At 64.7% G+C, this 19,560-nt stretch carries 16 protein-coding genes; 8 read left to right on the top strand and 8 right to left on the bottom strand.

Translation table 11 applies throughout. From position 1 onward, the window contains the following. The first annotated feature begins 48 nt into the window (after positions 1 to 48). From KYC_RS16530 to KYC_RS16510, 5 genes are all read left to right on the top strand, one after another. Complete coding sequence (locus KYC_RS16530) at positions 49 to 1,038, top strand: Bug family tripartite tricarboxylate transporter substrate binding protein (protein ID WP_008164351.1); 990 nt, start codon at positions 49 to 51, stop codon at positions 1,036 to 1,038. 67 nt (positions 1,039 to 1,105) lie between these two features. Continuing rightward, on the top strand, positions 1,106 to 1,981 hold the full coding sequence (locus KYC_RS16525) for an N-formylglutamate amidohydrolase (protein WP_008164350.1): 876 nt from the start codon (positions 1,106 to 1,108) through the stop codon (positions 1,979 to 1,981). Between the two features lie 191 nt (positions 1,982 to 2,172). After that, complete coding sequence (locus KYC_RS16520; protein ID WP_008164348.1) at positions 2,173 to 3,291, top strand: Re/Si-specific NAD(P)(+) transhydrogenase subunit alpha; 1,119 nt, start codon at positions 2,173 to 2,175, stop codon at positions 3,289 to 3,291. Positions 3,292 to 3,293: 2 nt separating this feature from the next. Next, positions 3,294 to 3,611: an NAD(P) transhydrogenase subunit alpha part 2 gene (locus KYC_RS16515; RefSeq protein ID WP_008164347.1), complete on the top strand. Its 318-nt coding sequence runs from the start codon at positions 3,294 to 3,296 to the stop codon at positions 3,609 to 3,611. Continuing rightward, positions 3,608 to 5,047, top strand: a complete 1,440-nt coding sequence (locus KYC_RS16510) for an NAD(P)(+) transhydrogenase (Re/Si-specific) subunit beta (RefSeq protein ID WP_008164346.1) — start codon at positions 3,608 to 3,610, stop codon at positions 5,045 to 5,047. Before KYC_RS16515 ends, KYC_RS16510 begins: the two co-directional genes overlap by 4 nt. A 102-nt stretch (positions 5,048 to 5,149) precedes the next feature. Here KYC_RS16510 and glcF read toward each other — a convergent pair whose 3' ends face one another. From glcF to tldD, 6 genes are all read right to left on the bottom strand, one after another. After that, the gene (gene glcF / locus KYC_RS16505) at positions 5,150 to 6,385 is read right to left on the bottom strand and encodes a glycolate oxidase subunit GlcF (RefSeq protein WP_008164344.1); all 1,236 of its coding nucleotides are present in this window, start codon (positions 6,383 to 6,385) and stop codon (positions 5,150 to 5,152) included. 6 nt (positions 6,386 to 6,391) lie between these two features. Continuing rightward, complete coding sequence (gene glcE, locus KYC_RS16500) at positions 6,392 to 7,495, bottom strand: glycolate oxidase subunit GlcE (protein ID WP_008164342.1); 1,104 nt, start codon at positions 7,493 to 7,495, stop codon at positions 6,392 to 6,394. 12 nt (positions 7,496 to 7,507) lie between these two features. After that, positions 7,508 to 9,007, bottom strand: a complete 1,500-nt coding sequence (locus KYC_RS16495) for an FAD-linked oxidase C-terminal domain-containing protein (RefSeq protein ID WP_008164340.1) — start codon at positions 9,005 to 9,007, stop codon at positions 7,508 to 7,510. Between the two features lie 155 nt (positions 9,008 to 9,162). After that, on the bottom strand, positions 9,163 to 10,572 hold the full coding sequence (locus KYC_RS16490; RefSeq protein WP_008164338.1) for an FAD-binding oxidoreductase: 1,410 nt from the start codon (positions 10,570 to 10,572) through the stop codon (positions 9,163 to 9,165). Positions 10,573 to 10,672: 100 nt separating this feature from the next. Further along, positions 10,673 to 11,746, bottom strand: coding sequence for a 3-deoxy-7-phosphoheptulonate synthase AroG (aroG, locus tag KYC_RS16485; protein WP_008164336.1), 1,074 nt, complete (start codon positions 11,744 to 11,746; stop codon positions 10,673 to 10,675). Positions 11,747 to 11,992: 246 nt separating this feature from the next. Next, a complete protein-coding gene (gene tldD, locus KYC_RS16480) occupies positions 11,993 to 13,453 on the bottom strand; it encodes a metalloprotease TldD (RefSeq protein ID WP_008164335.1) in 1,461 nt (486 codons plus the stop codon). A 740-nt stretch (positions 13,454 to 14,193) separates the two neighbouring features. Here tldD and KYC_RS16475 point away from each other — a divergent pair. Next, the gene (locus KYC_RS16475; protein WP_008164333.1) at positions 14,194 to 14,577 is read left to right on the top strand and encodes an H-NS histone family protein; all 384 of its coding nucleotides are present in this window, start codon (positions 14,194 to 14,196) and stop codon (positions 14,575 to 14,577) included. 87 nt (positions 14,578 to 14,664) lie between these two features. On the opposite strand, the gene KYC_RS16470 is transcribed toward KYC_RS16475, so the two are convergent. Continuing rightward, positions 14,665 to 15,306, bottom strand: a complete 642-nt coding sequence (locus KYC_RS16470) for a DUF4136 domain-containing protein (RefSeq protein WP_050814903.1) — start codon at positions 15,304 to 15,306, stop codon at positions 14,665 to 14,667. A 148-nt stretch (positions 15,307 to 15,454) separates the two neighbouring features. Here KYC_RS16470 and pepN point away from each other — a divergent pair, with 148 nt between their 5' ends. Both pepN and KYC_RS16460 read left to right on the top strand, forming a co-directional pair. Next, positions 15,455 to 18,160, top strand: a complete 2,706-nt coding sequence (pepN, locus tag KYC_RS16465; RefSeq protein ID WP_008164329.1) for an aminopeptidase N — start codon at positions 15,455 to 15,457, stop codon at positions 18,158 to 18,160. 10 nt (positions 18,161 to 18,170) lie between these two features. Next, on the top strand, positions 18,171 to 19,190 hold the full coding sequence (locus KYC_RS16460) for a class 1 fructose-bisphosphatase (protein ID WP_008164327.1): 1,020 nt from the start codon (positions 18,171 to 18,173) through the stop codon (positions 19,188 to 19,190). A gap of 75 nt (positions 19,191 to 19,265) precedes the next feature. Here the strand turns inward: KYC_RS16460 and KYC_RS16455 are convergent, their stop codons facing one another. After that, complete coding sequence (locus KYC_RS16455) at positions 19,266 to 19,487, bottom strand: YgdI/YgdR family lipoprotein (protein ID WP_008164325.1); 222 nt, start codon at positions 19,485 to 19,487, stop codon at positions 19,266 to 19,268. Positions 19,488 to 19,560 lie beyond the last annotated feature (73 nt).

Below are 19,560 nucleotides of genomic sequence, written 5' to 3'. Positions count from 1 at the left end.
TTTGCGTCTGCCTTTGCGCATCCGCTTTCCAATTCATTAGGGGAATTCATGCAACGCCGTAACGTAGTACTGGGCCTGTGTGTCGCTGCCGCGACCCTGGCCACGCCGCTGACCTCGGGCATCGCGCACGCTGAAGACGCGTATCCGAGCAAGCCCATCCGCCTGATCGTTCCCTTCCCGCCCGGCGGCACCACCGACATCGTCGGCCGCCTCTTTGCCGACAAGCTGAGCAAGGAACTGGGCCAGACCGTCGTGGTGGAAAACCGCGGCGGCGCCGGCGGCTCGATCGGCAGCGCATTCGTTGCCAGCAGCGCGCCGGACGGCTATACCCTGGGTATCGCCACCGTCAGCACGCACGGCATCAACCCGGCCATCTACCCGAACCTGCCGTTCGATGGCGAGAAGGACTTCACGCCCGTCTCGAACCTGGCGGCCGTGCCGAACATCATGACCATCAACCCGAAGGTTCAGGCCAAGAACATCGCCGACTTCATCAAGCTGGCCAAGAGCGAGCCGGGCAAGCTGACGTACGCGTCGGCCGGCAACGGTTCCGTCTCGCACATGATGGGCGAACTGTTCAAGATGGCCTCGGGCACCGACCTGATGCACGTTCCGTACCGCGGCGTGGGCCCGGCGCTGAACGACGCGCTGGCCGGCCAGGTCGACGTCATGTACGACAACCTGCCCTCCACGCTGCCGCACGTCCAGTCCGGCCGCCTGATCGCCATGGCCGTCGCCGCGCCCAAGCGCGTCGCCTCGCTGCCGGACGTGCCCACGTTCGCCGAAGCCGGCCTGCCTGCCGTGAACGACTCGTCCTGGTTCGGCCTGGTCGCCCCGGCCAAGCTGCCCGCCCCCGTGCTGGCCAAGCTGAACGCCGCCGTCCAGAAGGTCAGCGCCGAAGCCGACGTCAAGACGCGCCTGGAAGCCCTGGGCGCCTCGCCGGCCGCCAACACCTCGGCCGAATTCGGCGCGCAGATCTCGGCTGAAATCGCCAAGAACAAGCGCATCGCCAAAGAAGCCAACGTGAAGATCGACTAAGCGGTCTTCGGCGCCCGCGCGCCCCCGGCGCGCGGGCGCCTCCGATTCACGAACGCAATACCTCCCTATGCGAATTACCCAACCCCTGTCTTACCGGCTTGACCTTCCGCAGCAATATCCGGACTCGGAAATCTCGGCCCCGCTCGTGCTGGACTCCCCGCACAGCGGCACCGCCTACCCCCCCGATTTCGCGGCCGCGGTGGATTTTGGCGCGCTGCGCACTGCCGAGGACACCTGGGTTGACGACCTGTGGGGCGACGCCATCGACATGGGCGTGCCGATGATTGCCGCGGCCTTCCCGCGCGCCTACATCGACGCCAACCGCGCACCCGACGAAATCGACGAACTGCTGCTGGACCAGCCCTGGCCCGACGCCATCAACGCCTCGCCGAAGGTCAAGCTGGGCAAGGGCCTCATCTGGCGCATGCTGGACGACGGCACGCCGCTCTATAACCGCAAGCTGACGGTCGCAGAAGCCCGCCACCGCATCGACGCCTGCTGGAAGCCTTATCACGCCGCGCTCGGCCAGGTCCTGGACAACGCCCACCGCAAGTTCGGCAAGGTCTGGCACATCAATTGCCATTCCATGCCCAGCGTCGCCGGCGCCTTCGCCACCGACCGCCCCGGCCTGGTCCACCCCGATTTCGTGCTGGGCGACCGCGACGGCAGCACCAGCGATCCGGCCTTCCGCGAGTTCATCGCGGCCTGGCTGCGCGAGCGCGGCTACGACGTCACCGTGAACGATCCCTACAAGGGCGTGGAACTGGTGCGCGCCTTCGGCCGCCCCCAAGAGGGCCGCCACAGCCTGCAGATCGAGATCAACCGCAAGCTCTACATGGACGAAGTCACGCTGCGTCCCAGCGAAAATTATGGCCGCCTGAAGGCCGATCTGCGCGACCTTACCGCCGCGCTGATCCTCTGGACTCGCGCGCAGACGGCTTGACGCCGGACGTCTGCGTGCTGGTGCCGGCCGGCGGCGTGGTCTGACTGGCCGGAGCAATCGGGTTGCAAAACCCTGACCCCATGGTTCGCCATGGGGTTTTTTTTGCCCTCGCGCAAGCAGACCAAACGAGGACAGCGTGAGAGCGCACATTCCGTGTATAACTACGGCGAACCTTCTGAGGAGAGGCGTCGATGCACATCGGGATACCAAAGGAAACCCGAGACGGGGAAACCCGTGTCGCAGCAACACCAGAGACCGTCAAGAAGTATGTAGGCGGCAAGCACACCGTCGTCGTGGAGCGTGGAGCCGGCAGCGCCGCCCGCTATCTCGATGAAGCCTATGAGGCGGCAGGCGCCACGCTCGGTTCCGCCCAGGATGCCCTGGGCGCCGAACTGGTCATGAAGGTTCGCGCGCCCTCCTCCCACGAATTGCCCCACATGAAGCCGGGCGCCGCCGTCGTCGGCATGCTCGATCCATTCGATGCCGAAGGCCTGGCGCAGATGGCCGCTGCCGGACTGGTCGGCTTCGCGCTGGAAGCCGCGCCCCGCATCACCCGCGCCCAAAGCCTGGACGTCCTGTCGTCCCAGGCCAACTTGGCCGGGTACAAGGCGGTGTTGCTGGCCGCCCATCACTATGGGCGCCTGATCCCCATGATGATGACCGCGGCCGGCACGCTGAAAGCCGCGCGCGCCGTCGTGCTGGGCACCGGCGTGGCCGGCCTGCAGGCCATCGCCACCGCCAAGCGGCTGGGCGCGGTGGTCGAAGCCTCCGACGTGCGCCCCGCCGCCCGCGAGCAGGTGGAATCCCTGGGCGCCAAGTTCATCGACGTGCCCTTCGAAACCGACGAAGAGCGCGAGATCGCGCAAGGCACGGGCGGCTACGCGCGTCCCATGCCGCCCGCCTGGATGGCGCGCCAGGCCGCGCTGGTTTCCGAGCGCTGCAAGCAGGCGGACATCGTCATCACAACCGCGTTGATTCCCGGCCGGCCTGCCCCCACGCTGGTTTCCGCGGAAACCGTCGCGGCCATGCGGCCCGGATCGGTCCTGGTGGACCTTGCCGTGGAGCGTGGCGGCAACTGCCCGCTGTCCGAGAAAGGTTTCATCGTGGAAAAGCACGGCGTGACCCTCATCGGACTGACCAACCTGCCGGGTCTGGTCGCCACCGATGCGTCGGCGCTGTACGCGCGCAATATCCTGGATTTCCTGAAGCTCATCATCAATGCGGACGGCGCGCTGGCGATTCAGCGCGACGACGAAATCGTGGCGGCCTGCCTGGTGTGCGAAGGCGGCAACGTGACGCGGAGGACCTGACCATGGAAGCGATCAACCCCACCCTGATGAACCTCATCATCTTCGTGCTGGCCATCTATGTCGGCTACCACGTCGTGTGGAATGTCACGCCCGCGCTGCACACGCCACTGATGGCCGTAACCAACGCCATTTCCGCCATCATCATCGTGGGCGCGATGCTGGCTGCGGCACTGACCGAAGGCGGACTCGCGCGCGGCATGGGCGTCTTCGCCGTTGCGCTGGCCGCGGTGAACGTGTTCGGCGGCTTCCTGGTGACGCGACGCATGCTGGAAATGTTCAAGAAGAAGGACCGCAAGCCGGGCAAGGAGGACGCGAAATGATCTCGCTGAACCTCGTCACCCTGCTGTATCTGATCGCTTCGGTCTGCTTCATCCAGGCGCTCAAGGGACTCTCCCATCCCACCACCTCGCGCCTGGGCAACGCCTTCGGCATGGCCGGCATGGCCATCGCGGTGCTGACCACCGCCGCCCTCATCGTCGGCCTTGCCCGCAGCGGCACAGCCACGATCGGCCTGGGCTGGGTGCTGCTGGGGCTGCTGGTGGGCGGCTCCGTCGGCACGCTGATGGCCAAGCGCGTCGAAATGACCAAGATGCCCGAACTGGTCGCCTTCATGCACAGCATGATCGGCCTGGCGGCCGTCGCCATCGCGGTCGCCGTCGTGGCCGAGCCGCATGCCTTCGGCATCGTGCCCGCGGGCATGGCCATACCCACGGGCAACCGCTTCGAGCTCTTCATCGGCACATTCGTGGGCGCCATCACGTTCTCGGGGTCCGTCATCGCCTTTGGCAAACTGTCGGGCAAGTACAAGTTCCGGCTGTTCCAGGGCGCCCCCGTCGTGTTCGCCGGCCAGCACATGCTGAACCTGGCGCTGGCCCTGCTGATGCTGGGCTGCGGCCTCTGGTTCATGCTCACGCAGGAATGGACGCCCTTCATCATCATGACGATCATCGCCTTCATCCTGGGCGTGCTGATCATCATCCCGATCGGCGGGGCGGACATGCCGGTCGTGGTGTCGATGCTGAACAGCTATTCGGGCTGGGCGGCGGCGGGCATCGGCTTTTCGCTGAACAACCCGATGCTGATCATCGCCGGTTCGCTGGTGGGCTCGTCCGGCGCAATCCTGTCCTACATCATGTGCAAGGCGATGAACCGGTCGTTCTTCAACGTGATCCTGGGCGGTTTCGGCGGGCAGGCCGGCGGCGGCGCCGCAGCCGGCGACGCCCAGCAGCGCAGCGTCAAGTCGGGCAGTCCCGACGACGCCGCATTCCTGATGACCAACGCCGAAAGCGTGACCATCGTCCCGGGCTACGGCCTGGCCGTGGCGCGCGCACAGCATGCGCTCAAGGAATTGGCCGAAAAGCTGACCGAGCGTGGCGTGACCGTGAAATACGCGATCCATCCGGTTGCCGGACGCATGCCCGGCCACATGAACGTGCTGCTGGCCGAGGCCGAAGTGCCTTACGACCAGGTCTTCGAAATGGAAGACATCAACAGCGAATTCGGCCAGACCGACGTCGTGCTGGTGCTGGGTGCGAACGACGTGGTCAACCCCGCCGCCAAGAATGATCCCAAGTCGCCGATCGCCGGCATGCCCATTCTTGAGGCCTACAAGGCGCGCACGGTGATCGTGAACAAGCGTTCCATGGCCTCGGGCTACGCCGGGCTGGACAACGAATTGTTCTACATGGACCGCACGATGATGGTCTTCGGCGACGCCAAGAAGGTGCTGGAAGACATGGTGAAGGCGGTAGAGTAGACCAGCCTCCCAACCGGTCTGCCGCGTGGTTTTCCGCCCCCTCGCCGAGGGGGCGTTTTCATTGGCGGAACCTGTAAAGCAAGGCCTGCGCGCGACGCCGGGCTAGGCCGGCAAGGCTTTTTGCAGCTGCTCATCCACCACTTCGACCCAATGCCGCACCGGCGTCTCGGTGCCGCTTTGCAGGTGGCCGATGCAGCCGATGTTGGCCGACAGGATCACATCGGGACCAGCCGCCGCGATGGCGCCCAGCTTGCGGTCGCGCAGCTCCAGCGCGATGTCCGGATTCAGCACCGAGTACGCGCCGGCGGACCCGCAGCACAGATGCTTGTCCGCAAAGGGTTGCAGTTCGAAGCCCAGGTCCGCCAGCAGCTGTTCCGACAAGGGCCGCAGCCCCTGCCAATGCTGCAGGGTGCAAGGCGGATGGAACGCGGCCCGCGTGCCGGCCGGCAGGCGCTCGCGCAGCAGTCCGGCGTGCGGGGCCACGATCTCGGCCACATCCTTGACCAGCGCCACAATGTCCGCGGCCTTTTGCGCATAGGCCGGGTCATGCCGCAAGTGATGGGCGTACTCCTTGACCATGGCGCCGCAGCCCGAGGCGTTCATGACGATGGCCTCGACCTTGCCGTCCTGCACCAGTGGCCACCACGCGTCGATGTTGGCGCGCATCTGCGACACAGCCTCGTCCTGCGCGTCCAGGTGAAAGCTGACCGCGCCGCAGCAGCCAGCGCCCGGCGCGATGCGCGCGCCGATGCCGATGGCGTCGAGCACCCGGATCGTGGCGGCGTCGATGGTCGGCATCATGGCCGGCTGCACGCAGCCAGCCAGCATCAGGACCTGCCGCGCATGCCCGGCGACCTGCGGCAATTTGCCCGCGTCGCGGCGCTCGGGGACCTTGCGCCGAAGCGCTTCCGGCAACAGTCCGCGCACGGCCTGCCCCAGGCGCAATGCGGGCGCGAAGACAGGCGACAGCATCGCTTTGCGCAGCACGGCGCGCTTGGTTTTGTCCGCCCAGGACCGGGTCACGCGCTCGTCCACGATTTTGCGGCCGATGTCCACCAGGTGCCCGTATTCCACGCCTGACGGGCAGGTGGTTTCGCAATTCCGGCAGGTCAGGCAGCGATCCAGGTGCTGCTGCGTGGACTGCGTGGGTTCCTTGCCTTCGAGCACCTGCTTGATCAGGTAGATGCGGCCGCGCGGGCTGTCCAGTTCATCGCCCAGGACCTGATAGGTTGGACAGGTCGCCGTGCAGAATCCGCAATGCACGCAGCGGCGCAGAATGGCGTCGGCTTCATTGCCCAGATCGGTGCCGTTTGCCCAGGATGCCAGATTGGTTTGCATGATGCGCTATAGCTCCAGGACCAGGCGGCCGGGATTGAACAGGCCGGCGGGATCGAGTTCTTGCTTGAGGCGGCGCGTGATCGCGCCCACGCCCGGCGCCAGCGGATGAAAGACGCCATCGGCGGGAGGCTTCGCATGGCCGGTCCGGAACAGCGTCGCATGTCCGCCGAGGCGAGCGGCGACCTCGCGCAGTTCTGCGGCATCGCGCGGTCCGGACAGCCAACGCTGGCCTCCTCCCCACTCAAGCAGGGTCGGCCCCAGGCCCAGGGCAGCCGCCGTCGGCGGCAACGCCAGGCGCCACAGAGGCTGGTTCGGCGCAAAGAATGCATGCGTCTGCTCGCGCAACGAACGCCACCACGCCTCAGCTTCATCGGGAAGCAGAGGGTCTCCGCCGATCACCCGGCGCGCGCTTTCAAGTGCGGGCGGCGCGCCCGACAGCCGAACGCTCGTCATGCCCTCGCCGCCATCGGCGCCGGTCCAGCTGGTGGCCGAGATCGGCAGGGGCTTGCCGCGCCAGAACGCGAAGTTGGCCAGCGCCTGCGCCTCGGTGGCGGGCAGGCACAGCGTCAATTCCTCCATCGGCCGGGGCACGACTTTGAGCGAAACCTCAAGAATGGCGCCGAAGATGCCGTGCGAGCCGGCCAGCAGGCGGGACACGTCGTATCCCGCCACGTTCTTCATGACTTCCCCGCCAAACGACAGGATGCGCCCTTCCGAATCCAGCAGCTGCGCGCCAAGCACGAAGTCCCTAAGAGCGCCGGCGCTCATGCGGCGCGGACCGGACAGGCCCGCGGCCACGCAGCCGCCGACGGTGGCCGAATGCGCGAAATGCGGTGGCTCGAACGCCAGCATCTGACCGTTTTCGGCAAGCGCGGCTTCAAGTTCGGCCAGCGGCGTGCCGGCGCGAGCCGTCACGACCAGCTCCGACGGGTGGTAGCTGACGATGCCGCGATAAGGCGTCATGTCCAGCAGGCAGTGGCCATCCTGCGGCCGCACCGGCCGGTAGTTGCCATAAAACCTTTTGCTGCCGCCGCCCATCACAAACAGGGGTTTGTGCCCGGCACGCGCCGTCATGACCTGGTCGCACAATTCCGACAGGACAAAATCCATAAGGGATACGTCCTAGAAACGGGCGAGATCGGGGAAGCGCAGCTCTCCCGCATGGACATGCATCTTGCCGTATTCGGCGCAGCGAGCCAGCGTGGGGATGACCTTTTCAGGATTGAGCAGGCATGGCGGATCGAAGGCCCGCTTTACCGCCAGGAACGCGTCGAGTTCTTCGCGAGAGAATTGCACGCACATTTGATTTATCTTCTCCATTCCTACACCGTGCTCTCCAGTCACGGTTCCTCCCACCTGCACGCACAGTTCAAGAATGGCGGCGCCGAATTTTTCGGCGCGCTCCACCTCGTCCGGCTTATTCGAATCGAACAGGATCAGCGGATGCAGATTGCCGTCGCCGGCATGAAAGACGTTGGCGCACCGCAGGCCGAACTCGTCTTCCATTTGCTCGATGGCGCCCAGCACGCGCGCCAGATGACGGCGCGGAATCGTGCCGTCCATGCAGTAGTAATCGGGCGACACCCGGCCCGCGGCGGGAAACGCATTCTTGCGGCCCGCCCAGAATTTCAATCGTTCGGCCTCGGATGTGGAAACCTGGCAGCGCGTAGCTCCGGCCGCGCGGAACACGGCCTCCATACGAGCGATTTCGTGCGCCACCTCTTCAGGGGTGCCATCCGATTCGCACAGCAGGATGGCTTGCGCATCCATGTCGTAGCCCGCGCGGACGAAGGGCTCGACCATGTGCGTGGCGCGGCGGTCCATCATCTCGAGACCGGCCGGGATCATGCCCGCGGCGATAACCTGCGTGACGGCGTTGCCCGCCGCTTCGACGCTGGAAAAACTGGCCATCACGACCTGAGCGCAAGCCGGTTTCGGTATCAGCTTGACCGTCACTTCGGTGACGACGCCCAGCATGCCCTCGGACCCGATGAAAACCGACAACAGATCCAGGCCGGGCGCATCGGGCGCTTCCGATCCCAGTTCGACCACATCGCCGTCTATCGTGACCACGCGCACGCGCAGCACGTTGTGCACCGTCAGGCCGTATTTCAGGCAATGCACGCCGCCGGAGTTCTCGGCCACATTCCCGCCGATGGAGCAGGCGATCTGGCTGGACGGATCCGGCGCGTAATACAGCCCGTACGGAGAGACGGCTTCGGAGATCGCCAGGTTGCGCACGCCCGGTTCAACGATGGCAGTGGCGCTGGCCAGGTCGATGTTCTTGATGCGATTGAACTTGGACAGCCCCAGCAGCACGCCCTGGCTGTGCGGCATGGCGCCGCCCGACAACCCCGTGCCGGCCCCGCGCGCGACGACGGGCGCATTCAAGCGCTTGCAGATGCGCATGACGGACTGCACCTGCTCTTCGGTTTCGGGCAAGGTGACGACCGCGGGTAGCGAGCGGTAAAGGGAAAGGCCATCGCACTCGTAAGGGCGGGTGTCTTCTTCGCGATACAGCACACAGTGCGCGGGCAACGCGGCCGACAACGCCTCGATGAGCTGCTGCAACGAATAAGGCGCCTGCACTTGGGCCAGGCCAGTTTCGACCAGTGAATTCATGAGCGCAACAATAGCGCGTGCGACCCCGATAAGCAGGCCGGGATTTACCCGCACCTAACGGGTTTATGCGGGTTTGCGGGCGGTGCAGAAGTAACCAGCCGTAAGCCCTGCAGCCGCCTGTCGTTGAAAAACAGCAAGCGGCTGCCGTCGGCGGATCACCAGGAGACGATCTTGCCCGGATTCAGAATGTTGTTCGGATCAAACGCGTGTTTGAGGCTGCGCATCAGGTCCAGCGCGTCCTCGCCGTGCTCTTCCGCCATGAATTGCATCTTGTGCAGGCCCACGCCGTGCTCGCCCGTGCAGGTGCCGTCGGCCGCGATGGCCCGCCGCACCAGATTGTGGTTGATGGCTTCCGATTCCTGCCATTCCTGGGCGTTATCGGCGTCCAGCAGCATGAGCACGTGGAAGTTGCCGTCGCCCACGTGGCCCACGATGGTGTAGGGAAAGCTCGCCCGGTCCAGTTCCTCGACGGTGTCGCGCACGCAGTCGGCCAGGCGCGAGATCGGCACGCAGACGTCGGTCGTGCTGGCGCGGCAGCCGGGACGCAATTGCAGGCCCGCAAAATACGCGTTGTGGCGCGCGGTCCAGAGGCGGCTGCGGTCTTCGGGGCGTTCAGCCCATTCGAAGTCCATCCCGCCATGTTCGGCGGTGATGGCTTGCACGGTTTCGGCCTGCTCCTGCACGCCAGCCGGGCTGCCATGGAATTCAAACACCAGCAGCGGCGTTTCGCGCAGGCTCAGCTTGCTGTGCAAGTTGACGGCGCGCACGCTGGCCGCATCCATGAACTCGACGCGGGCCACGGGCACGCCCATCTGGATGATCTCGATCACGCTCTGGACGGCGGCGTCCAGCGTGGGGAAATTGCAGACGGCGGCCGACACGGCCTCGGGCTGCGGATACAGCCGCACCGTCACTTCGGTGATGATGCCCAGCGTGCCTTCGCTGCCCACGAAGATGCGCGTCAGGTCGTAGCCGGCCGACGATTTGCGCGCACGGCCGGCGGTACGGATGATACGGCCATCAGCCGTGACCACGGTCAGCGACATGACGTTTTCTCGCATCGTGCCATAGCGTACGGCGTTGGTGCCGGAAGCCCGTGTGGCGGCCATGCCGCCCAGGCTGGCGTCGGCGCCCGGATCAATCGGAAAGAACAGGCCGGTGCTGCGGATTTCTTCGTTGAGCTGCTTGCGCAGCACGCCCGCCTGCACCGTGGCGGTAAGGTCTTCGGCGTTGATGGCCAAGACCTTGTTCATCTGCGACAGGTCGAGGCTGATGCCGCCCTGGATCGCAAGAATGTGGCCTTCGAGCGACGAGCCCGCGCCGTAGGGAATCAGCGGAACGCGATGCTCATTGCAGACCTTGGCGACGTACGCGACGTCTTCGGTCGACTGCGCGAAAACGACGGCGTCGGGCAGCATGGCCGGATAAGGCGATTCGTCGCGGCCGTGGTGTTCGCGCACGGCGGCGGATTCCGACAGGCGGTCGCCAAAGCGCGCGCGCAAGGCATCCAGACAGGCGGCCGGCACCGCGCGGCGCAGGGTTTCGGCGTGCAAGGGAGCGTTCATGATCAGCGTTTTCTCGGGTTCGATAATCCGAATATTCTACGCCGCCACGCATGCTGCACCGCAAACCGCCCCAGAGGGGCGATCCGCGGCGCGCTTCCCCTTATTTGCCCGAGGTCAGCGCCACCCGGCGGCGCTCGCGCACGGCGTGAGCCAGGCGCTCAAGCACGGCCACCGACGCGTCCCAGTCGATGCAGCCGTCGGTGATGCTCTGGCCATAGACCAGCGGTTCGCCGGGCACCATGTCCTGTCGGCCGCCCAGCAGATGGCTTTCGACCATGACGCCGACCAGGCGGGCGTCGCCCGCTTCCATCTGGCGCGCCACATCGTCGATGACCAGGGGCTGGTTCTCGGGCTTCTTGCTGCTGTTGGCGTGGCTGGCGTCAACCATGATGCGCTGCGCCAGTCCGGCCTTGGCGACATCCTGGCAAGCCGCGTCCACGCTGGCCGCGTCGTAGTTCGGCGTCTTTCCGCCGCGCAGGATCACGTGGCAATCCTCGTTGCCGGCGGTCGACACGATGGCGGAATGGCCACCCTTGGTCACCGACAGGAAATGGTGCGGCTGCGACGCGGCCTTGATCGCGTCCACGGCGATCTTCACATTGCCGTCCGTGCCGTTCTTGAACCCCACCGGACACGACAACCCCGAAGCCAGTTCCCGATGCACCTGGCTTTCCGTCGTCCGCGCCCCGATCGCCCCCCAGGAGACCAGATCCGCGATGTACTGCGGCGTAATCATGTCCAGGAACTCGCAACCCGCCGGCAGTCCCAGGCTATTGATGTCCAGCAGCAGTTCGCGGGCCACGCGCACACCCTTGTTAATGTCGAAGCTGCCGTCCAGGTCAGGATCATTGATCAGCCCCTTCCAGCCCACCGTGGTGCGCGGCTTCTCGAAGTACACGCGCATGACGATTTCCAGGTCGGCGCTGAGCCGGTCGCGCACGGGCTTCAGACGCTTCGCGTATTCGATGGCGGCGCGCGTGTCGTGGATGGAACAAGGCCCGATCACGACGATCATGCGGTCGTCCATGCCGTGCAGGATGCGGTGCATGGCCTGCCGGGCGGCGAACACGGTCTCGGACGCCTCCTTGGTGCATGCGAACTCGCGCATCACGTGCGAGGGCGGGTTCAGTTCCTTGATTTCTCGAATGCGAAGGTCATCGGTATTGTGCGACACGGTACTGCTCCTGGGTTGCCCGCCACGGCGGCATAAAAAAAGCCGCCAGTTTTGCTGGCGGCTTTTTTGGGGGGATTCTGTCCAAACTTCAGATTGAGCGCGTCCCTTCCTCCGCCAGCGGCTTCAGAAAACCAAAAAAATAAAAATAAAAGGCGGGGGACGCGAATTTCATGGGGAATGACTCTAGCACAACTTTTTGAGGCCGTCACGCGGCTTTTTTCGTGGACGGCCTCTGGCGGCGCGCGGTCAGGCCGTTCCGCCGACGGTCAGCCCTTCCATGCGGACAGTCGGCATGCCCACCCCGACCGGCACGCTCTGGCCATCCTTGCCGCAGGTGCCCACGCCGGAATCCAGCTGCAGGTCATTGCCGATCATCGTGACGCGGTTCATGGCGTCGGGACCGTTGCCGATCAGGGTGGCGCCCTTGACCGGATAGGTGACCTTGCCGTCTTCGATCATGTAGGCCTCGGAGGCAGAGAACACGAACTTGCCGTTGGTGATGTCGACCTGGCCGCCGCCGAAATTGACTGCGTACAGACCGCGCTTGACCGACGCGACGATTTCCTCGGCGGGCTTGTCGCCTGCCAGCATGTAGGTGTTGGTCATGCGCGGCATGGGCAGATGCGCGAAGGATTCGCGGCGGCCGTTGCCGGTGGCGGCAGTCTTCATCAGGCGGGCGTTCAGGGTGTCCTGCATGTAGCCGCGCAGGATGCCGTCTTCGATCAGCACGTTGCGCTGCGTGGCATTGCCCTCGTCGTCGATGTTGAGCGAACCGCGGCGGTCGGGGATCGTGCCGTCATCGACCACGGTGACGCCCTTGGAGGCGACTCGCTCGCCGATGCGGCCGGAAAACACGCTGGAACCCTTGCGGTTGAAGTCGCCTTCCAGGCCGTGGCCCACGGCTTCATGCAGCAGGATGCCGGGCCAGCCGGAACCCAGCACGACGGTCATTTCACCTGCCGGCGCGGGACGCGCCTCGAGGTTGACCATGGCCTCGTGGACGGCGCGCTCGACATAGCCCTGCAGCATCTCGTCCGTGAAATACGCCAGTCCCAGACGACCGCCGCCGCCCGCATGGCCCATCTCGCGGCGGCCGTTGCGTTCGGCGATGACGGTAAGCGACAGGCGCACCAGCGGACGCACGTCGGCGGCCAGGCGGCCGTCGCTGCCGGCGACCAGGACCACGTCATATTCGGCGCCCAACCCGGCCATGACCTGGATAACGTGCGGATCGCGCGCTCGCGCCATGCGCTCGACGCGTTCGAGCAGCGCCACTTTCTCGGGCGCGCTGAGCGTCGCGACGGGATCAATATCCGCGTACAGGCTGCGGCCGATCTCGGCCTCGACCTGGGCCGCGACCTTGACCTTGCCGGCGCCGCGGCGGGCGATGCCGCGCACCGCGTGCGCGGACGACAGCAGCGCCTCGGGCGACAGCGAATCAGAATAGGCGAAGGCGGTTTTCTCGCCGCTGACCGCACGCACGCCGACGCCCTGGCTGATGGAGAAACTGCCCGTCTTGACGATCCCTTCCTCCAGGCTCCAGCCTTCGCTGCGCGTGTACTGGAAGTACAGGTCGGCGTAGTCGACCTTGTGGGTGAAGATTTCACCCAGCGCCCGCGCCATGTCCGCTTCGGTCAGGCCCCAGGGGTCTAGCAGAAGGGATTTGGCGGTGGCCAGGGATGCAATGGCGGGATCAATGATTTTCATAGGCTCTGTTCAGGGGCGGCGGGGCCGCGCATGCGCGCGATGGCGCTGAAGTACGTATCGTACCGCCGACCGGGTCGCGGCGTCCCGGCTGGCGCCCAAAAGATGTGACGGCCGATGGCTGCCGGAGGCAAGACAAAATACGGCCCGCATTATCTCGGTCAAATAGATGGGGACGGAATATTGGGTATCAAGTTAAGTATTTTCAGCGGCTGCCTGCGGGTCGCCGCAGGATGCCGGACCAGCAGACTGCTCGTCATACAACCTGACATCAAAATGAAATCTCGAGCAACCGCAGCCCGGGGAAGCCGTCCGTATGATTCTCGAAGAGTGAGAACACCAAAATGCATGGGCGGCCATGTCCAGGGCAGGAAAACACCGGCATGCCCAATCAATCATCTTCCGCGCAGCCGCCTTCCGGCTGGACCGGATATATGGTTTGACAACACCGGGCGAACCTGCGGCTGCCCGCTATGCGCGCGGCCCCCAAGGCTCGCGCCCGCCAGCGGAAGCACTTGAACCAAGCAAGCGCTTGTTTCAAGTTGTCCCAAATTTGAGAAAATACTTCCCAATACTTGTACACCGCGGGGAACCGCAAGCCCAAAGGGTTTGAGACTCTTTTGATACAAAGTAATTAGTCCGAAAACGGCGATTCCAAGGCGTAAATTCTGTATTATGCGAAGCACAACAAATAAACATAACTTCGCCGGCGATTAAAGCAGTTCCATAATCAGGAATAAACCATGGCCCGAGAATCATACGCAGCTCTGCAAGCAAAGATCGAAAAGGAAATCAACAAGCTCCAAAAGAAGGCTGAAGTCCTGCAAACGAAGCGTCGCAAACCCGTGATCAATTCGATCATCACGTCGATGCGCGAGTACGACATCACCCCCGAGGAAATCGCCGCAGCCTACGGCGCCGGCAAGCCGGCCCGCGCGGCCACTGGCGTTCGCCGCAAGGCTGGCGCGCCCGCCCGCGCAGCCAACGCCGCCAAGCGCGCCGTGGCTCCCAAGTACCGCCACCCCCAAACCGGGGAAACCTGGAGCGGTCGCGGCAAGGCTCCCCGCTGGCTCGCCGCCGAAGAAGCCGCCGGCGCCACGCGCGAAAGCTTTCTCATCAAAGAATAAGACTTATTCTTCAGCAAGACGCAAAACGGCGCACCATCATGGTGCGCCGTTTTTATTTTAAGAACCTGGCGCCGCAGCGCCGTCCACTTACTGGACAGGGAATTGAATTTCGCGCTCGGCGCCATTATTCCCGGGGAAATTGTCAAATATTGCTCGCACCAGATAGGGCATGGTGCGAATGAAATCATCACGCTCGGACAATATGAACGCGGTGGATCGGTATACCTCCGCCCCACCCTTCTGAGTATCGCGGATGAACACCGACAGCGAGTTGCGCTGCACCACCATCGGTACATCTACCCAATCCGGCCCCCAGTAACCCGCGCCCATGCCCCATGGCCGCGGGCCATAGAATCCGCCGTAGCCGCCATAGAAAAAGGGATCATAGGGACGCCGCACCATTACCTGGGTCTGCGTCGTGCCATAGCGGAACGACACGTCGAAGCGGCCCTTGGCGCCCGATGTGGCCTCGACCAGACCCGTCGCGCCGATGCCCGCACGCACCATGTCCTGGAAGGACTGGTATTCAAGATTATTGATTTGCGACGGGTCCGCCGGGACAAACTGGTAAGTCTGGCCCTCCACCCCGGTCGGCCATTGCTGAAACGACGTCACTCGGGCTGATACCGTGGGCGCTGCGCATCCCGTCAGAGCCAGCGCCCCAAGCACGGCCAATATGCCGGCCCAACGGCCCACACCGCTGAACACAAACGAAGACTTTCCGGACATTTGCGGCTCCTTTCGCGCAACGGCGCCCATCATACGCAGCTTTGACATACGCGCTTGCCAAAAGTTTAAGCCTAGGGCTTAAGCCGCAGGGTGCGCCCTGCGGCCAGCCACTACAATAGGCTTCTCGTTCACACCGGACTGCGATCCCATGCGCACAGAAACGCCCGTTACCGTATACCGCAAGGATTACCAGCCCTACCCTTACGATATTCCTGAAGTCGCCCTCGCCTTCGACCTTGCGCCCGACGCAACCGAAGTGCGTTGCACCATGCATGTGCAGCGCCGGCCTGGCGCCGGCGCCGACGCCGCCCTGATCCTGGACGGAGAAGAGCTGGAACTCGTCTCGGTGGGCGTCAATGGCAAAGCGCTGCCCGCCGGCGGTTATGAACTGTCCGCCCACAGCCTGGTGCTGCATGGCCTGCCCGACGACGCCACGGTCGAGATCGTCAGCCGCTGCAAGCCGTCCGCCAACTCCACGCTGATGGGCCTGTACGTGTCAGGCGGCAACTTTTTCACGCAATGCGAGGCCGAAGGCTTTCGCCGCATCACTTGGTTTGCGGACCGCCCCGACGTCATGTCGCGCTATCGCGTCACCCTGCGCGCCGAACCGCAATATCCTGTGCTGCTGTCCAACGGCAACCTGATCGCCACGCGCCAGTTGCCCGACGGCCGCAACGAGGTCGAATGGGAAGACCCGTTCCCCAAGCCCTGCTATCTGTTCGCGCTGGTGGCGGGCAACCTGACCCACCGCGAAACCACCGTCAAGACCGCGAGCGGCCGCGACGTGCTTCTGCAGGTCTACAGCGACCCCGGCTCCGAAACCAAGACCGAATGGGCGCTAGATTCCCTCGTGCGCGCGCTGCGCTGGGACGAAAGCCGTTTCGGCCTGGAGCTGGATCTGGACCGGTTCATGATCGTTGCCGTCCATGACTTCAATATGGGAGCCATGGAAAACAAGGGCCTGAATATTTTCAATGCAGCGTATGTGCTGGCCGACGCGGATACCGCCACGGACGCCAACTACGAAGGCATCGAATCCGTCATCGGGCACGAGTACTTCCACAACTGGACGGGCAACCGCGTCACCTGCCGCGACTGGTTCCAGTTGAGTCTCAAGGAGGGCCTGACCGTCTTCCGCGACCAGGAATTCAGCGCCGACATGATGGCGCACGGCATGGACGCCGCCGCGGCGGCCAGCGCCCGCGCCGTCAAGCGTATCGACGACGTAGTGGCGCTGCGCGCCGCCCAATTCCCGGAAGACGCCGGCCCCATGGCGCATCCGATCCGCCCGGAAAGCTACCAGGAGATCGGCAATTTCTATACGGCCACCGTGTATGAAAAGGGCGCCGAGGTCATCCGCATGCAGCACACGCTGCTGGGCGAAGACGGATTCCGCGCCGGCATGGACGAATACTTCCGCCGCCACGACGGCCAGGCCGTGACGTGCGACGATTTCGTCGCCGCGATGGAGTCTGTCTATGTACGCCAGCACCCCGGCCGCGATCTGTCCGTGTTCCGCCGCTGGTACCGTCAGGCTGGAACGCCGCGCGTCACCGTCACGCTGGAACATGACGCCGCCGCCCGCCGCTGCACGGTGACCCTGACCCAGGCATGCCCGCCCGTGGGCGTGGAAAAGAAGGCCGGTCCCGACTACGTCAAGGCGCCCTACCACATCCCTTTCGCGATCGGCCTGCTGGACCGCAACGGCCGCGCCCTGCCGCTGCGCCACGAAGGCGCGGTCGTGGACACCGCCCTGCTGGAACTGACGACGCAATCCCAGCAATGGACATTCGATGACATCGCCGAGGCCCCCGTGCCGTCGCTGCTGCGCGATTTCTCGGCCCCGGTGATCGTCGACTACGACTGGTCGGACGAAGAGCTGGCCTTGCTGTCGGCGCACGACGGCAACCCGTTCGCGCGCTGGGAAGCCGGCCAGGAACTGGCCACGCGCCAGATCCTGGCGCTGGCCGACGCCCGCCAGGCCGGGCGCACATTGCAGGCCGACACCGCCTTCATCGAAGCATGGCGCGCGCTGCTCACCGACCCGAAGCTCGACGCCGCCTTCCGCGCCCGCGCGCTGGCCCTGCCTTCGGAAAAGACGCTGGCCGAACGGATGCGCCTCGTCGATCCGCCGGCGCTGGCCGTCGCCCGCGACTTCCTGCGCGCGGAACTGGGCCGCCAGCTGGAGGCCGAATTCCGCCAGGCGTTCGATGACAACCAGACACCCGGCGCCTACAGCCCCGCCCCCGTACCCGCGGGCAGGCGCGCACTGAAGAATCTGGCCCTCAGCCACCTGATGGCGGCCGGCGAACAGGAAGCCCAACGCCTCGCCGAACAGCAGTACGCCACGGCGGGCAACATGACCGACAGCATGGCCGCGCTGTCCTCCCTGATCAACTACGGCCAGGGCGAGTTTCCTCAAGAAGCGCTGACCGCCTTTTATGCCCGCTGGAGCGATAACCCGCTGGTGGTGGACAAGTGGTTCGCCCTGCAGGCCGCCGCCCGTTCGACCACGGTGCAGACCGCGCGCGAACTGATGACGCACCCGGCCTTCACGCTGCGCAACCCCAACCGCGCCCGCGCGCTGATCTTCCAGTTCTGCCTGAACAACGCCCGCGGCATGCACCACCCGGACGGCTCGGGCTACGCCTTCTGGGCCGAACAGGTGCTGGCGCTGGACGCGCTCAACCCCGAAATCGCCGCGCGCCTGGCGCGCGCGCTGGACAACTGGTCGCGCTTCGTGCCCACGCTACGCATCCCCATGCAGGCCGCCCTGCAGCAGGTGCGCCAGCACGAGGGCCTGTCGCGCAACGTACACGAAATCGTATCCAAAGCTTTGGAATTCGCTGCATAGGGAGACCCTTTTGAAACGCAAAACACTCACTCAATACCTGGTGGAGCAACAACGCTCTGCCCAAGCTCTTGCCCCGGAAGTGCGGCTGCTCATCGAAGTGGTCGCGCGCGCCTGCAAGGCCATCAGCCATGCCGTCAGCAAGGGCGCGCTGGGCGGCGTCCTGGGCAGCCTGGAAAGCGAAAACGTCCAGGGCGAAGTCCAGAAGAAGCTGGACGTGCTGTCCAACGAAATCCTGCTGGAAGCCAATGAATGGGGCGGCCACCTCGCGGCCATGGCCTCGGAAGAGATGGAAACCATCCATCTGATCCCGAACCGCTACCCGAAGGGCGAATACCTGCTGCTGTTCGATCCCCTGGACGGCTCCTCCAATATCGACGTGAACGTCTCGATCGGCACCATTTTCTCGGTGCTGCACGCGCCCCACGACGTATCTGGCGCGCCTGTCTGCGAAGAGGACTTCCTGCAGCCGGGCAATAAGCAGGTGGTGGCGGGATACGCCGTGTACGGCCCGCAGACAATGCTGGTGCTGACCATCGGCAATGGCGTGGTGGGTTTCACGCTGGACCGTGAAATGGGCTCTTGGGTGCTCACGCACGAAAACATCCGCGTGCCTGAAGACACGAAGGAATTCGCCATCAACATGTCGAACATGCGCCACTGGGCTCCCCCGGTCAAGCGCTACATCGACGACTGCCTGGCCGGTTCGACCGGCCCGCTGGGCAAGGACTTCAACATGCGCTGGATCGCCTCGATGGTGGCCGACGTGCATCGCATCCTTACCCGCGGCGGCATCTTCATGTACCCCTGGGATGCGCGCGAACCCGGCAAGGCCGGCAAGCTGCGCCTGATGTACGAAGCCAATCCGATGAGCTTCCTGATCGAACAGGCAGGCGGCGCGGCAATCAACGGCGTGCAGCGCATCCTGGACATCCAGCCGGAAAAGCTGCACCAGCGCGTCAGCGTGATCCTGGGCTCGAAGAACGAAGTCGAGCGCGTGGGCCGCTACCACGCCGAAGACGCGGGCAAGTAAGCGCAACCCCGCAATGCAAAAGCCCCGGCGATTCATTCGCCGGGGCTTTTTTATGGACGGTGCAAGCGTTGCTGCTTACTTGACCTCTTCGATCGACTTCACATCGTCCTTGTTGATCTGAACCTTCTTGCCGTCCTTGTCGTATTCGTACATGCCCGACTTCTTGTCGTATTCGGGCGTATCGGGCGTGACGGTGGAGGTTCCGTCGCGCTGCTGAATGACCGTGGGCGACGAGCATCCGGCCAGCATACCGACTCCGGTCACCACCAGGGCCAACGTCATGGTCTTCAGATTCATGGTCGTGTTCTCCGAGTGTGAATAGGTGAATTCACTCTATCGGAATCCGGCCCCGAATACGTGTCGGGTTGTG

This window comes from Achromobacter arsenitoxydans SY8 (assembly GCF_000236785.1).
Classification (GTDB): Bacteria; Pseudomonadota; Gammaproteobacteria; order Burkholderiales; family Burkholderiaceae_B; genus Achromobacter; species Achromobacter arsenitoxydans.
Note: the sequence above shows the minus strand (reverse complement) of the source record. Positions and strands in the feature narration are given on the sequence as shown.

Bases quoted from the DNA above. Each gene is read 5' to 3' on its own strand.
- KYC_RS16530 (WP_008164351.1), top strand. From the start codon at position 49: ATGCAACGCCGTAACGTAGTACTGGGCCTGTGTGTCGCTGCCGCGACC.
- KYC_RS16525 (WP_008164350.1), top strand. From the start codon at position 1,106: ATGCGAATTACCCAACCCCTGTCTTACCGGCTTGACCTTCCGCAGCAA.
- KYC_RS16520 (WP_008164348.1), top strand. From the start codon at position 2,173: ATGCACATCGGGATACCAAAGGAAACCCGAGACGGGGAAACCCGTGTC.
- KYC_RS16515 (WP_008164347.1), top strand. From the start codon at position 3,294: ATGGAAGCGATCAACCCCACCCTGATGAACCTCATCATCTTCGTGCTG.
- KYC_RS16510 (WP_008164346.1), top strand. From the start codon at position 3,608: ATGATCTCGCTGAACCTCGTCACCCTGCTGTATCTGATCGCTTCGGTC.
- glcF (WP_008164344.1), bottom strand. From the start codon at position 6,385: ATGCAAACCAATCTGGCATCCTGGGCAAACGGCACCGATCTGGGCAAT.
- glcE (WP_008164342.1), bottom strand. From the start codon at position 7,495: ATGGATTTTGTCCTGTCGGAATTGTGCGACCAGGTCATGACGGCGCGT.
- KYC_RS16495 (WP_008164340.1), bottom strand. From the start codon at position 9,007: ATGAATTCACTGGTCGAAACTGGCCTGGCCCAAGTGCAGGCGCCTTAT.
- KYC_RS16490 (WP_008164338.1), bottom strand. From the start codon at position 10,572: ATGAACGCTCCCTTGCACGCCGAAACCCTGCGCCGCGCGGTGCCGGCC.
- tldD (WP_008164335.1), bottom strand. From the start codon at position 13,453: ATGAAAATCATTGATCCCGCCATTGCATCCCTGGCCACCGCCAAATCC.
- KYC_RS16475 (WP_008164333.1), top strand. From the start codon at position 14,194: ATGGCCCGAGAATCATACGCAGCTCTGCAAGCAAAGATCGAAAAGGAA.
- KYC_RS16470 (WP_050814903.1), bottom strand. From the start codon at position 15,306: ATGTCCGGAAAGTCTTCGTTTGTGTTCAGCGGTGTGGGCCGTTGGGCC.
- pepN (WP_008164329.1), top strand. From the start codon at position 15,455: ATGCGCACAGAAACGCCCGTTACCGTATACCGCAAGGATTACCAGCCC.
- KYC_RS16455 (WP_008164325.1), bottom strand. From the start codon at position 19,487: ATGAATCTGAAGACCATGACGTTGGCCCTGGTGGTGACCGGAGTCGGT.